We start from the raw sequence: 12,235 nt of genomic DNA on the forward strand, positions 1-12,235 counted from the left end.
CCACCACGAAAAAATGTGTACCTCGGCGGCGTAACACAGAAAAATCTACGTACATCCAGCGTTGAAGCGAAAAGAGTCATTACCCGTTACGCTACAAAATGAAGCAAGGCCGAACATACTCCGTTCGGTGGTCAGTGACGGGAGGGTCGCTACGCTGAGATAGCAAGCGACCACGCTGCGTTTAAAGGAGAACGGCCATGACGGAAGAAGAGTCCGAAAAGAGCTACCGGTCCGGTTTGCCCGGGTTTTTGGGAGTGATCGACACTGCAATTAGCAAAATCGAGTCAGTGATACTGGCGATGGGGGTTTTGCTAATGGCGCTGAATACGGTCACCAACGTGATTGCCCGCTTTGTATTCGGCAATAGCATTATGTTCTCAGGTGAGCTGAACCGTATCTTGATTATCATGATTACCTTTGCGGGCATTGGTTACGCTGCCCGCCACGGTCGTCATATTCGGATGTCGGCGATTTACGATGCGCTGCCGGTGGGTGGCCGTAAAGTATTGATGATCGGCATTGCGTTCCTCACCTCGCTGGTGATGTTTTTCCTACTTTATTACTCGGTGGTGTACATCCTCGACCTGTATAGCAAAGGGCGCGTGCTGCCGTCGCTAGGTTTGCCGGTATGGATTATTTATATCTGGGTGCCCATGGGCTTTTTGATTACCGGGATTCAGTACATGCTGACCGCGATTAAAAACCTGACCACCCGAGACGTGTATCTCTCGACTGGGGTTGTGGACGGCTACAAAGATACCGAAACAGAAGTGTAAAGCAGGGATTGCACCCTAGGGGAACGCTATGACGACGATAATGGTAGTCACCATGATTGCCCTGCTGCTGCTGGGCTTTCCAATGATGATCCCGCTGATCACCGCCGCGGTGATTGGCTTCTATATGATGTTTAACGGCTTTGGCCAAATGGATACGCTGATTCAGCAGATGATGGCGGGCATTCGCCCTGCCTCGCTGATCGCCGTACCGATGTTTATTCTGGCCGCCGATATTATGACTCGTGGGCAATCCGCGAACCGCCTGATTGATATGGTGATGTCGTTTATTGGCCATATTAAAGGTGGGCTGGCGGTGAGTACTGCCGCTTCTTGTACGCTGTTTGGGGCGGTATCGGGTTCGACCCAGGCCACCGTGGTGGCTGTGGGGTCTCCGCTGCGTCCGAAGATGTTAAAGGCGGGCTACTCTGATCCCTTTACGCTGGCGCTGATTATTAATGCCAGTGACATTGCCTTTTTGATCCCACCCAGCATCGGCATGATTATTTATGGGGTGATTTCCGGTACCTCGATTGGCGAGCTGTTTATCGCCGGGATTGGGCCGGGCCTGTTAATACTGTTTATGTTCTCTGCCTACTGCATCGTTTATGCCATCGTAAAAGATGTTCCTACCGAAGAGCGCGCCAGTTGGAAAGAGCGGGCCACCGCCGTGCAAAAAGCGCTCTGGCCGCTGGGTTTCCCGGTGATTATCGTGGGTGGTATTTACGGCGGTATCTTTAGCCCCACCGAAGCGGCGGCAGCCTGTGTGCTGTACGCGGTGCTGTTAGAGTTTGTGGTGTTCCGCTCGCTGAAAATGCGCGATATCTACGCCATCGCCAAATCCACTGGCCTGATTACCGCCGTGGTATTTATCCTGGTGGCCGTAGGCAATGGGTTCTCCTGGATTATCTCTTTTGCGCAGATACCCCAGGCTATCCTGGAGGCCGTGGGCGTGAATGACGCCGGGCCAACGGGTGTACTGATCGCTATCTGTATTTCGTTCTTTGTGGCCTGTATGTTCGTTGACCCTATCGTGGTTATTCTGGTGCTGACGCCTATCTTTGCACCGGCGATTGCGGCCACCGGGCTAGACCCCGTGTTGGTGGGTATTCTGATTACCTTGCAGGTGGCGATAGGTTCGGCAACGCCACCGTTTGGCTGCGATATCTTTACCGCTATTGCAATCTTTAAGCGCCCCTACTGGGAGGTGATCAAAGGCACGCCACCGTTTATCTTTATGCTGATTTTGGCGGCGGCGCTGCTGATTATGTTCCCGCAAATTGCGCTGTTCCTGCGTGATGTTGCCTTCCGTTAAGCAGTCACAAGGAGAACGCGGATGTTTAATCGCATTTTGGTTCCAGTCGATGGCTCCAAGGGGGCCATCAAAGCGCTAGAGAAGGCCGTTGGCCTGCATATGCTCACTGGTGCAGAGCTGTACCTGCTGTGCGTATTTAAGCACCACAGCCTATTGGAAGCGTCGCTCTCTATGGTGCGCCCCAATAGGCTGGATATCCCCGATGATGCGCTCAAAGAGTACGCCACGGAAATTGCTGTGCACGCTAAGTCCCACGCCATTGAGTTAGGGGCGGATAGCATGCGAGTACGTGCCTTTGTGAAAGGAGGACGACCCTCCCGCACAATTGTACGCTTTGCCCGTAAACGGGAGTGCGACCTGATTGTGATTGGCGCTCAGGGCACGAACGGTGAGAAAAATCTGCTGCTGGGCAGTGTGTCCCAGCGTGTTGCCGGTGCCGCCCACTGCCCAACGCTGGTGGTGTAACGTACGCGGTAGCACTGGCTAAACCTCTACGCATCATTGTGGTCTGACTAACACCCGCCGTTTCAGGTAATGCAGCCTGAAGCGGCGGGTGTTAGTCTTTGAGGCACCCAAAAACATATGGCGCACTGCGCCGCTGGATAAGGTTTTTTCCATGAAAGCACTACTCTCTTCTACCGCGCTGACTGGCCTTCTGCTGGTAGCGCCGTTTGCCGCCGCCGCCCCGGAAACCGACGAGCAGCGCTTGGCTTACAGCCTGGGTGTTACGCTGGGCGAAAGCATGCAGGCAGATATTGAAGACCTCGATATTGATGCGTTCACCGACGGTATGCGCGATGTCTTCGATGGCAACGAGCTGGCGATGAACGAAGAAGAGATGATGGAAGCGCTAATGGCTTTCCAAGAGAGTTCAATGGAGGCGCGTGAACAGCAAGCCGCCGAGCTGGCGCAGACGAATCTTGAAGAAGGACAAGACTTCCTGGCAGAAAACGCTGAGCGGGATGAAGTCGAAGTAACCGAGTCTGGCTTGCAGTACGAAGTGCTTGAGTCTGGCGACGGCGCAACGCCCGGCGCAGAAGACACCGTAGAGGTGAACTACGAAGGCATGCTGCTCGACGGTACCGTATTTGATAGTTCCTTCGAGCGCGGTGAGTCGGTTAGCTTCCAGGTCAACCAAGTGATCGAAGGCTGGCAAGAAGCCCTGCAACTGATGAGCGTTGGCGATAGCTGGATGCTCTATATTCCTGCTGATCTTGCGTATGGCGAACGCGGCCAAGGCCCCATTGGCCCGAATGAAATGCTCACGTTCCGCGTTGAACTGCTAGGCATTGAATAAGCCATGGGCATAGCCGTTCATCAGCGCCGTCTCATGGCTGCGCTTATTCTGTTGGGCAGCGCCGTTGCCCACGCCGAGGAAGAGGCACCCGGCCTACCTGCGCTGGGTGCTGCTAACGACCAAGCCAGCGTGGTAGGAGTCTCTTCTGGCGGCTATATGGCCTCTCAGTTGGCAGTTGCTTGGCCTGAGCGCTTTAGCGGTGTGGGCATGCTAGCCGCAGGCCCATGGGGGTGCGCTCAAGGGGCATTAAGCCTAGCCCTGAACCAGTGCATGATGACACGCCGCGGGCTCCCATCGCTGGATGAACTGGAACAGCGGCGTGAGCGCTATCTTTCATTAGACCAAGTAGGCAGCCAAGACGCGCTAAGCCAGCTACGCGCTTTTGTGTGGCATGGCGATGCGGACGAGACGGTGTCGCCTGCGTTAGGAGATCTGCTGGCTCAGCAGTGGCAAGGCTGGCTGGAAAGCCCTGAGCAGCAACTGCGCTACGTTCAGCGGGCAAACACCGGGCACGGCTGGCCGGTAGCGATGCCAAAAGACGCCCCTATTGACCCGCAGTCTTTGGGCGATTGTCGCAACGGCGGCGGCAGTCATGTGCTGGCGTGTGGAGAAGACGTGGCCGGTGAGATGATGGCTTGGCTCTATCCCGAGCGTGAGACGAACGCCAGCAAAGGCGAGCTGTTAGCTTTTGACCAGTCCGACTTTGCAGCGAAGGGCTTTGCCGATACCGGTTATGTGTTCGTACCAGAGGCATGTGAGGCGGGCGGTTGCCCGGTAACGGTGGCGCTGCACGGCTGTCAGATGAACGCGGAGGCCATCGACGACACCTTTGTTCGCTACAGCGGCTTAAACCGCTGGGCGGCGGAGCATGGTCAGGTGGTACTTTACCCACAGGCAGAGAGCAGCATGGCCAACCCGCAAGCGTGCTGGGACTGGTGGGGCTTTGCTGAGAGTACGTGGCAGATCAATCCGCTGCACGATACTCGCGATGGCACCCAGACACAGGCGCTGATGGCGATGTTGGATCATCTACAATCGGCAACTGCTAACCAAGCCGCAACGGCTGAGTAACTACATGGCAGCTAACTTATTGAGGGTCCCCTTTTAGCGTTAGCTGCCAAGTTCGCTTTCCAGCGCCGATACTAACCCGTGGGGCGTTGGAGAGTAGAGCACCCGCTGCAATATTTCCCCTTCACGGTTGACCAAAAACAGCGAAGCGCTGTGGTCGATGGTATACGCCATGGCCGATTCCGGCGCTTCTACCCGCCGCCAAATCACCCCGTAACGCTCAGCCACATCGGTAAGCTGCTCTTGGCTTCCCACTAAGCCGATAAACTCACTGCCGAAGAATTGCATATATTCGCTCATCCGGTCGAGCGTATCGCGCTCTGGGTCGACCGTAATCATGACAGGCACAACTCGCTCTCGCTGGGCATCGCTCAGTTGGGCCAGCGCCTGACGTTTCACCGCCTGATTCATGGGGCAGACATCAGGGCAGTAGGTATAGGTATAGCCAAAGGAGACAATAGCGATTTCATTATCGCCTAGCTGGGTAAGGGAGACGTCACCCAGGGTAGAGGGCATTGCGATAGGGCCGCCCTGCGGTTCGTCGCTCTCCTGGCCGACGCCTAGCTGGTAAAGGCCCAGGGTGGCCGCCACCACTAGCACGCCTAACAGGGCTAGGCCAAGCCAAAGCGGCTTGCATTTTATGGAGGCTGCCATGCGCTTAACTCCTTTTAACATCGAAATCGAACCAGCTACCCAGCTTACCGTCAGGCGTCTCCAGAATAACCCTAGCGCGCCACGGCATCACCTCTTGCGTGCAAACGCCCACTTGGCCCTGGCCATGAAAGTGTCCGGGCGCAGTGGTGGTAAGCGCAAAGCGGTTTAACCCCATATCCATATCGCGGCCAACAAAATCCACCGTCACTTGGCTGGGGGTGATGCCCTCCACCTCGACATCCAAGGGCAGCACTTCAAGCGCCTCGATACGGCCATCGGCATCAATGGCTAACGTAAGACGGCCTCTGTCCCCCAGCGTTGTCGAACAGGGAGTCATATGCAAGTTGCATTCGCCGCTAGGAGAGAACCACACGATATCGCTATCGGCGCGAAGCCAGTTAGCGAACACGTACCATGTGCACGCGGCCAGCGCGAGGCCAGTCACCAGGATAAGCACTTTTAGCGCTGGAAAACCCGTAACATCGACAGGTTTAGGCAAATTCTTCATGGCAGAATAGTCGCTACGCAGGCCATAAGGCGGGGAAATTTATTACATGGTATGCGTTTCATGGTAACAGCTATCCCGCAGATGTCGCTGTGCTGGGATGTCGCACTTAATAAGGAAGAACAATGGAGAGCATTACCGGAGCACTAGGACCGCTGTTTTTATTGATTTTATTGGGTGCCGCCATGGGGTATGGGCGCTGGCCTCATCTCGATTTTTGGGCGCAAATGGAGCGGTTTATCTATTTTGTGCTGTTCCCTGCCATGCTGGTGGGCACGCTGGCGACAGCCGATGTGAGCCAAGTGCCCGTTGGCCGGTTGGCGCTGGCATTGCTGGGGGCAATGGCGCTGTTTGGCCTTGTGCTGTGGCATTTTCGAGCCTGGTTACAGCTCAGCCCGGCGGCATTCACCTCGGTGTTTCAAGGTGCCGTGCGCTTTAATACCTATGTGGGCGTAGCGGGGGCCGCCGCGCTGCACGGCCCGTTGGGGGCCACAACGGCTGCGGTCGCCGTGGCGCTGATGGTGCCCGTGGTGAACGTTATGTGCGTGGCCAGCTTTGTGGCGGCGGGCACGCTGGGTCGCGCAAGCCTAGGTAAAAGCGCGCTAGCGCTGGCGAAAAATCCGCTGATTTTGGCTTGCTTGGCAGGGATTGGGCTGAATCTTAGCGGCGTTGGCCTGCCCGGCTGGAGCGAAGATACCGTCACGTTACTGGGACGCGCAGCACTACCGCTGGGACTGGTGGCCGTGGGGGTCGCGCTTAAGCCTATGGCGCTGCTGCGTATTGACCGAGGGGTGATTGCTACTAACGCCATTAAGCTACTGTGCATGCCAGCATGTGTACTGCTGTTAGCGTGGCTACTGGGGCTCGACCCCGTCAGCCGGAACGTCGCGCTGCTGTTTGCTGCGCTACCCACGGCCACCTCGGCATACATCCTTGCCCGCCAGCTGGGCGGCGATGCGGAATTAATGGCGGCCATTATCACCGGGCAAACACTGCTTGCCATGCTGACGCTGCCGTTTTGGCTCAAATTAGTCAGCTGATATAAAAATAAATAAAAAGTATTCGCATTTGTGTTGACGGGGTAAATGAGAATGATTATATTGTGTTTGTCAGCGTTTGATGAGCCGCTGGCAACCACGACAGCGACTAGGCAGTTCAGCGCCGGTACCCTGTCATGGTTTCTCCCTCTCATTGCTAGTCACGGTCTTTTGCCGCTCCTTTGGAGCGGCTTTCTTTTTTTATGCCTTCCTATAAATACCACTCAGCCCTTCATGCCCTGTTGATGGGCTGCAGGGCAAACTTTTTCCCATGGGTTGTGCGTTGACGTCGGTGGCCTACCTCAAAAGTGGTAGCGGCAGGCCGCATCGAGTGGTTTACGATACGTTTTCGTCACCTGAGGGGAGTCCACCATGCAGCTTTATCTCAATACTTCTTCACCTTACGCCCGTGTCGTGCGGGTATGCCTGTATGAAAAAGAGCTAATGGAGCGCACAGAGCTCTGCTGGTGCGACCCCTGGGCGGCGGATAGCGAGCTTTTAAAGATTACCCCGCTGAGTCGTATTCCGACGCTGGTGACGGAAGGCGGCGAGGTGCTGACAGAGTCGCTACTGATTGCCCACTATCTGGATGCCGTGGGCGAAGGCGCGAAGCTGCTACCAGCGGATGGTTTAGCGGAAACCCTGGCGTTGGCGGGGCTGGGGCAGGGCTTGATGGAGGCGGCGTTTAACGTGGTGATTGGCCGCAAGCATGGTGGGCCAGACGTGGATGAGACGCTGTTAGGAAACCGGCGGTTAAAAGCGATTGAGCGCACACTGGTGACGCTGGAAGCGCACCCTAGCGTGCTGGCTGGCCATACCCAGTGCACGCTAGGGGCGATTGTGGTCGCTGTTGCCCTGGCTTACCTCAGCTTTCGCTTACCGGCCTTTGATTGGCCGAACCGCTTTCCACGGCTGCAGGCGTGGTTTGCCAAGGTGACCGAGTGCGACAGCTTTGCGCTAACGGCGTTTGAGTAAGCGTTACGCTTCCCGCCGGTAAATCAGATCCCAGACGCCGTGGCCGAGCTTTTCGCCGCGGGCCTCAAACTTGGTGAGCGGGCGGAAGGCCGGGCGGGGCACGTAGGGCGACGTCTCGGCGGTGGCGGTGTTAGCGTAGCCGGGGGCGGCGTCCATCACTTCCGCCATCCACTCGGCGTAGGCTTCCCAGTCGGTGGCCATGTGGAACGTGCCGCCGGGCTTGAGGCGTGTGCGAATCAGCTCCACGAACGCAGGCTGCACGATGCGCCGCTTATGGTGCTTCTTTTTCGGCCACGGGTCGGGGAAGAATAGCTGCAGCGTAGTCAGCGAGCCTTCGGGCAGACACTGCTCCAGTACTGCCAGGGCGTCTTCCCGGTAAACGCGCAGGTTGGTCAGGCCGCGTTTATCCACTTCATCGAGCAGTTTGCCAACGCCGGGGGCGTGCACTTCGATGCCGATAAAGTCGGTATCGGGATGAGTTTCGGCCTGCTCGATCAGCGAGTTGCCCATACCAAAGCCAATTTCCACCACGCGGGGGGCTTGGCGACCGAACAGGGCGTCTAAATCCTGGCGGCCATCGGCAATGGTCAGCCCCAGGCGCGGCCATACGTCTTCCAGGCCGCGTTGTTGGGCTTGGGTCATGCGCCCGGCGCGAATCACATAGCTTTTAATGCCGCGGCGGTGCAGCGGCGCATCGGCACTTTCGGGGCCAGTGGTGTTGCTCTCGGGCGCGGTGTCGTTCGTATCGGTCATGGTGTCTCTGTATCAGCCGTTGATTCGGCCTGCAAAAGGCGAAGAGGGATCGGCATTTTGGCGGCGCGGCATGCGGCCTGCCAAGAACGCATCGCGGCCAGCCTCGACGGCGAGCTTCATGGCGTTGGCCATGCGCAGCGGATCGCGGGCGTGGGCAATGGCGCTGTTGAGCAGCACGCCGTCGCAGCCAAGCTCCATGGCCATAGCGGCATCGGAGGCCGTACCAATGCCTGCATCCACCAGGACCGGCACGCTGCTCTGCTCCACGATCAGGCGGACATTATGCGGGTTTTGAATGCCGTGGCCCGAGCCAATCAATGAGCCCAGCGGCATGATGGCGCAGCAGCCCATGGCTTCCAGCTCGCGTGCCACAATCGGGTCATCGCTGGTGTATACCATCACGTCGAAACCGTCGGCCAGCAGGGTCTCGGCCGCTTTGAGCGTCTCGACCACGTTGGGGTAGAGCGTGTGATCGTCGCCGAGCACTTCCAGCTTGACGAGGTTGTGGCCGTCCAGCAGTTCGCGGGCCAAGCGGCAGGTGCGCACGGCATCTTTGGCGTTGTAGCAGCCAGCGGTATTGGGCAGCAGGGTGTACTGCTTGGGCGAGATGACGTCGAGCAGGTTCGGCGCATCGGCATCCTGGCCAAGGTTGGTACGGCGCACGGCAAAGGTGACGATTTCGGCACCGCTCTGGGCAATGGCAGCACCGGTTTCGGTAAAGTCTTTGTACTTGCCGGTACCCACTAACAGGCGGGAGCTAAAATCACGTCCGGCAATGGTGAACGGTGTATCAGTCAGTTGCGTCATAGCGATTCCTTGAAAAAGCACCGGCAGCTAGCCGCCGCCAATGGCGTGGACCACTTCGATCTGGTCGCCTGCGGCCAGCGGGGTCGCGGCCAGTTGGCTCTTAGGCACAATCTGTTCGTTGATTTCGACAGCGATACGACGCCCGCCCAGGCCAAGCTGCTCGACCAAGTCGGCAGCGGTGAGGCCTGCGGTCATGGCGTAGGGTTCGCCGTTGAGCGTAAGCTGTATCGACTCATTGGGGGTAGGCATAAACAGTAAGCACCCTGGTGGATGAGGCAAAACGGCCTCTATTGTAGCGGTTTCGACCCGTGCAAGGTATGCAGCGGGGTGAATATCTCATGATTAACGGGGTGGCGATGCGCCGCCAACATAGGTGAAAAGGAGTCAGGCGTGCAGCGAATCGACAAGCTGTGGTGGTGTGTGGTGGCGCTTTTAGGGGCAACCATGGTGATGCTGGGGGCTTACGCGGCCCATGGGCTCTCGGCACGCACCAGCGCTGCCATGGTAGATATCGTAGAAACCGGCGTGCGCTACCAAGCGTGGCACACGCTGGCCATGCTGGCGGTGCTTGCTTGGCGCAGCCAACGTCCGCTCCCCGGTCAGCAGGTCGTACTCGCCTTATGGGCGTTAGGTGTGCTGGCCTTTGCTGGTTCGCTCTACCTGATGGCGCTGGCCGGGTTGAGCGTAGGTATCGTGACGCCGATCGGCGGGCTGCTGCTGATGGCCGGTTGGCTGGCCCTGGGCGTCACGGCGCTGCTAAGCCGCTCTTAATCGATGCTAGCCCAGTAGCATGCGCAGCGGCATCCACAGGCCCATGCCGATCATCACCAGGTTTTCGGTGAGCGACACAAAGCCGAGCGGTACGTTGCTGTTGCCACCCACGCAGGCGCACTTGAGTTCGCGCTTATCGATGTAAACCGCTTTGAAGACTGATACCGCGCCCACGGTGCCGACGAATAGCGCCAGCGGCGCGGCTACCCAAATCAGTGTACCAGCCAGCATCAACAGCCCGGCGGCGGTTTCGGCGTAGGGGTAAACGTAGCTATAGGGCACGTAGCGCTGGGCGAGCAGGTCGTAGTTGAGAAACATGGTGCTGAAGCTTTCGATATCCTGCAGCTTCTGCAGGCCCAGCAGCACCATCGCGGTCGCTACGGCAAACTCTGGCATGCGCGCCGTGAGCAGCGTGCCCTGGGTCGTCCAGCTCATCGCCAGGCCTATCAATAGCGCGATGGCAAAAATGGCCAGCACCGGGCGGTAGGTAGTCTCTTTGGCATTGGGAACGCTCATCCCTAGATGCTCACGCAGCTCTTCGTAGCCGCCGATACGCTCCCCATCGATATACACCTGCGGCGTGGTATCGACATCTTCTCGCGCCTTGAACGCGTCGATCTCCTCACGAGAGGTGAGGGTGTGGTCATCCACCGCGTAGCCTTTGCGTTTGAGCAGGTCGACGGCCTTCAAGCCGAACGGGCACATGTGCTCGGCGGTTTTCATCCGATACACCTGTGCGGTGTGGTGGGTCGTTGCTGCCATCATCAGCCTCCTTGTCGTCTTACGATCAACGTCCAGCCTTTAGCGTAGAACACCAGTGCCGCCCATAGGTCAAATGAGAGGGAAAGACCGTTGTCTGGTCCTTGACCTGTGGGTAGCCCCAAGGTGGTAAGCTTTGCAAAAAACGGTGTCATAGGAGAGCGATATGAAACGACATGCCACTGCGCTGCTGGTATCCGGTGCTTTGATGTTCGGCGCTGCGACCGCCCACGCCGCGCTGCCGGATGAGGCGACGCTGTATAAGAACCCTCAATGTGGCTGCTGCGATGAGTATGCGCGTCATCTTGAAGAACTTGGCGTAGACGTCACCATCATCGATGACGTCGAGCTGGGTGATATTAAGCAGCAGGCGGGCGTGCCTTACGGCATGGGCTCGTGCCACACCATCGAGATAGGCAACTACTGGATCGAAGGGCACGTGCCGATGGAAGCGGTTGAGGCACTGTTTGAACAGCAACCGGATGTCGATGGCATCGGCTTAGCCGGTATGCCAATTGGCACACCGGGCATGCCTGGGCCCCAAAGCGAGCCTTACAACGTTTACCTATTCAGCGATCAAGACGCCCAGCCGTTTATGACGCTGTAGGCGAAGAAGCGCCGTTGCGTCGCGCAAACTCTGCTGCGGGTGCTGGCTTGCCAAAATAGTAGCCTTGATACACATGGCATCCTAAGCGAACCAGCACCGTGCACTGGTCGGCAGTTTCCACACCCTCGGCAATCACATCAAGCCCTAGGCTCTCTGCTAGGGCGATAATGGTGGCGGCTGCCAGGTGGCTGTGGCGGGGTTTGTGCAGCGTTTCCTTAACGCCACCGGTATTCGCGTACGGGACTACCCGATGACGCTGGATCGGCTGATCGACCAGCTCCCCAAAGTGAGTTGAGCGCGTTAAAGCGTGAACGACCGCGCTGTTCGGCTGCCTAGAGTTTATCCGGCAGCGCATAGCTGGCGGTGACATGCACCACGGGGCGCGTGTCATCGCTGGCGGAGAAAATCTGTACTTCGCCCACCGCCAGGCGGCGGCCCAGCTTAATCAGCTTGGCGTGGGCGATAATATCGTGATCGCCGGAGGCTGCGCGTAGAAAGTGGCAGTTTAAATCGCTGGTCACGGCCATCGCTTCGGGGCCTATTTGGGCGAGTATCGCCACGTACAGCGCCACATCCGCAAAGCCCATCATGGTAGGGCCTGACACGCGGGGGCCAGGGCGCAGGTGCTCATGGCCAATGTGTAGGCGCATGGTGGCGCACATCTCTCCAACGCTCACTATCTTGCCCATCCGCTGGGGAAAGACTTCATCTAAAAAGTGCTCAATCTGCTCGGCGGTCATCACGGTCATTGTTGTTATTCACTCTGACAGGCTGGGGATCTGCTGCCAGTAGGTCGCCAAGAGGGCGCTGTGAACCCATCCCTGGGCGCTACTTATGCCATCCTTGGCATAAGACCCTCTCGGCAACCTACTGCCAGCGCATTAAATTGTCGCGTAGCTTGCTGTGTGTTTCTT

At 57.8% G+C, this 12,235-nt stretch carries 17 protein-coding genes; 9 read left to right on the top strand and 8 right to left on the bottom strand.

The window, feature by feature from the left end; translation table 11 throughout:
• Positions 1-197 precede the first annotated feature (197 nt).
• From AC13CN_RS10070 to AC13CN_RS10090, 5 genes are all read left to right on the top strand, one after another.
• On the top strand, positions 198-776 hold the full coding sequence (locus tag AC13CN_RS10070; protein ID WP_044629861.1) for a TRAP transporter small permease: 579 nt from the start codon (positions 198-200) through the stop codon (positions 774-776).
• 28 nt (positions 777-804) lie between these two features.
• Positions 805-2,088 (top strand): TRAP transporter large permease, encoded by a 1,284-nt coding sequence (locus AC13CN_RS10075; RefSeq protein ID WP_044629862.1) that lies wholly within the window; start codon positions 805-807, stop codon positions 2,086-2,088.
• Positions 2,089-2,109: 21 nt separating this feature from the next.
• Positions 2,110-2,553, top strand: a complete 444-nt coding sequence (locus AC13CN_RS10080; RefSeq protein WP_054640748.1) for a universal stress protein — start codon at positions 2,110-2,112, stop codon at positions 2,551-2,553.
• A gap of 151 nt (positions 2,554-2,704) precedes the next feature.
• Complete coding sequence (gene bamJ, locus AC13CN_RS10085; RefSeq protein WP_054640749.1) at positions 2,705-3,385, top strand: BamJ family beta-barrel-assembly machinery protein; 681 nt, start codon at positions 2,705-2,707, stop codon at positions 3,383-3,385.
• 3 nt (positions 3,386-3,388) lie between these two features.
• Positions 3,389-4,456, top strand: coding sequence for an alpha/beta hydrolase family protein (locus tag AC13CN_RS10090; protein WP_483053126.1), 1,068 nt, complete (start codon positions 3,389-3,391; stop codon positions 4,454-4,456).
• 39 nt (positions 4,457-4,495) lie between these two features.
• Here AC13CN_RS10090 and AC13CN_RS10095 read toward each other — a convergent pair whose 3' ends face one another.
• Positions 4,496-5,107 (bottom strand): SCO family protein, encoded by a 612-nt coding sequence (locus tag AC13CN_RS10095; protein ID WP_074211278.1) that lies wholly within the window; start codon positions 5,105-5,107, stop codon positions 4,496-4,498.
• Positions 5,108-5,111: 4 nt separating this feature from the next.
• Positions 5,112-5,615: a hypothetical protein gene (locus tag AC13CN_RS10100; protein WP_062373046.1), complete on the bottom strand. Its 504-nt coding sequence runs from the start codon at positions 5,613-5,615 to the stop codon at positions 5,112-5,114.
• A gap of 122 nt (positions 5,616-5,737) precedes the next feature.
• Between AC13CN_RS10100 and AC13CN_RS10105 the strand changes: the two genes are divergently transcribed.
• Both AC13CN_RS10105 and AC13CN_RS10110 read left to right on the top strand, forming a co-directional pair.
• Positions 5,738-6,652 (top strand): AEC family transporter, encoded by a 915-nt coding sequence (locus tag AC13CN_RS10105; protein ID WP_253556766.1) that lies wholly within the window; start codon positions 5,738-5,740, stop codon positions 6,650-6,652.
• A 369-nt stretch (positions 6,653-7,021) separates the two neighbouring features.
• Complete coding sequence (locus AC13CN_RS10110) at positions 7,022-7,624, top strand: glutathione S-transferase family protein (RefSeq protein WP_054640752.1); 603 nt, start codon at positions 7,022-7,024, stop codon at positions 7,622-7,624.
• A gap of 3 nt (positions 7,625-7,627) precedes the next feature.
• On the opposite strand, the gene trmB is transcribed toward AC13CN_RS10110, so the two are convergent.
• Genes trmB through thiS form a run of 3 tightly spaced genes read right to left on the bottom strand, consistent with a single transcriptional unit; the run spans position 7,628 to position 9,433 of the window.
• Entirely contained in the window at positions 7,628-8,377 is a 750-nt protein-coding gene (gene trmB / locus AC13CN_RS10115) for a tRNA (guanosine(46)-N7)-methyltransferase TrmB (protein ID WP_054640753.1), read from the bottom strand.
• Positions 8,378-8,389: 12 nt separating this feature from the next.
• On the bottom strand, positions 8,390-9,184 hold the full coding sequence (locus AC13CN_RS10120) for a thiazole synthase (protein WP_062359228.1): 795 nt from the start codon (positions 9,182-9,184) through the stop codon (positions 8,390-8,392).
• Between the two features lie 27 nt (positions 9,185-9,211).
• Positions 9,212-9,433, bottom strand: coding sequence for a sulfur carrier protein ThiS (gene thiS / locus AC13CN_RS10125; protein WP_044629870.1), 222 nt, complete (start codon positions 9,431-9,433; stop codon positions 9,212-9,214).
• A gap of 141 nt (positions 9,434-9,574) precedes the next feature.
• On the opposite strand from thiS, the gene AC13CN_RS10130 reads away from it, so the two are divergent.
• Positions 9,575-9,955, top strand: coding sequence for a DUF423 domain-containing protein (locus AC13CN_RS10130; RefSeq protein WP_054640754.1), 381 nt, complete (start codon positions 9,575-9,577; stop codon positions 9,953-9,955).
• 6 nt (positions 9,956-9,961) lie between these two features.
• Here AC13CN_RS10130 and AC13CN_RS10135 read toward each other — a convergent pair whose 3' ends face one another.
• Positions 9,962-10,717: a glutaredoxin gene (locus tag AC13CN_RS10135; RefSeq protein WP_074211279.1), complete on the bottom strand. Its 756-nt coding sequence runs from the start codon at positions 10,715-10,717 to the stop codon at positions 9,962-9,964.
• A gap of 163 nt (positions 10,718-10,880) precedes the next feature.
• On the opposite strand from AC13CN_RS10135, the gene AC13CN_RS10140 reads away from it, so the two are divergent.
• Positions 10,881-11,321, top strand: coding sequence for a DUF411 domain-containing protein (locus AC13CN_RS10140; protein ID WP_054640755.1), 441 nt, complete (start codon positions 10,881-10,883; stop codon positions 11,319-11,321).
• Here AC13CN_RS10140 and AC13CN_RS10145 read toward each other — a convergent pair.
• Positions 11,308-11,457: an EAL domain-containing protein gene (locus AC13CN_RS10145; RefSeq protein WP_483053144.1), complete on the bottom strand. Its 150-nt coding sequence runs from the start codon at positions 11,455-11,457 to the stop codon at positions 11,308-11,310. The two genes, AC13CN_RS10140 and AC13CN_RS10145, sit on opposite strands and share 14 nt — an antisense overlap.
• 196 nt (positions 11,458-11,653) lie before the next feature.
• Positions 11,654-12,070, bottom strand: coding sequence for a PaaI family thioesterase (locus tag AC13CN_RS10150; protein ID WP_054640757.1), 417 nt, complete (start codon positions 12,068-12,070; stop codon positions 11,654-11,656).
• Positions 12,071-12,235: the final 165 nt, after the last annotated feature.

This window comes from Vreelandella sp. L-25 (assembly GCF_056857535.1).

Coding starts and splice junctions, on each gene's coding strand:
- AC13CN_RS10070 (WP_044629861.1), top strand. CDS start 198: ATGACGGAAGAAGAGTCCGAAAAGAGCTACCGGTCCGGTTTGCCCGGG.
- AC13CN_RS10075 (WP_044629862.1), top strand. CDS start 805: ATGACGACGATAATGGTAGTCACCATGATTGCCCTGCTGCTGCTGGGC.
- AC13CN_RS10080 (WP_054640748.1), top strand. CDS start 2,110: ATGTTTAATCGCATTTTGGTTCCAGTCGATGGCTCCAAGGGGGCCATC.
- bamJ (WP_054640749.1), top strand. CDS start 2,705: ATGAAAGCACTACTCTCTTCTACCGCGCTGACTGGCCTTCTGCTGGTA.
- AC13CN_RS10090 (WP_483053126.1), top strand. CDS start 3,389: ATGGGCATAGCCGTTCATCAGCGCCGTCTCATGGCTGCGCTTATTCTG.
- AC13CN_RS10095 (WP_074211278.1), bottom strand. CDS start 5,107: ATGGCAGCCTCCATAAAATGCAAGCCGCTTTGGCTTGGCCTAGCCCTG.
- AC13CN_RS10100 (WP_062373046.1), bottom strand. CDS start 5,615: ATGAAGAATTTGCCTAAACCTGTCGATGTTACGGGTTTTCCAGCGCTA.
- AC13CN_RS10105 (WP_253556766.1), top strand. CDS start 5,738: ATGGAGAGCATTACCGGAGCACTAGGACCGCTGTTTTTATTGATTTTA.
- AC13CN_RS10110 (WP_054640752.1), top strand. CDS start 7,022: ATGCAGCTTTATCTCAATACTTCTTCACCTTACGCCCGTGTCGTGCGG.
- trmB (WP_054640753.1), bottom strand. CDS start 8,377: ATGACCGATACGAACGACACCGCGCCCGAGAGCAACACCACTGGCCCC.
- AC13CN_RS10120 (WP_062359228.1), bottom strand. CDS start 9,184: ATGACGCAACTGACTGATACACCGTTCACCATTGCCGGACGTGATTTT.
- thiS (WP_044629870.1), bottom strand. CDS start 9,433: ATGCCTACCCCCAATGAGTCGATACAGCTTACGCTCAACGGCGAACCC.
- AC13CN_RS10135 (WP_074211279.1), bottom strand. CDS start 10,717: ATGGCAGCAACGACCCACCACACCGCACAGGTGTATCGGATGAAAACC.
- AC13CN_RS10140 (WP_054640755.1), top strand. CDS start 10,881: ATGAAACGACATGCCACTGCGCTGCTGGTATCCGGTGCTTTGATGTTC.
- AC13CN_RS10150 (WP_054640757.1), bottom strand. CDS start 12,070: ATGACCGTGATGACCGCCGAGCAGATTGAGCACTTTTTAGATGAAGTC.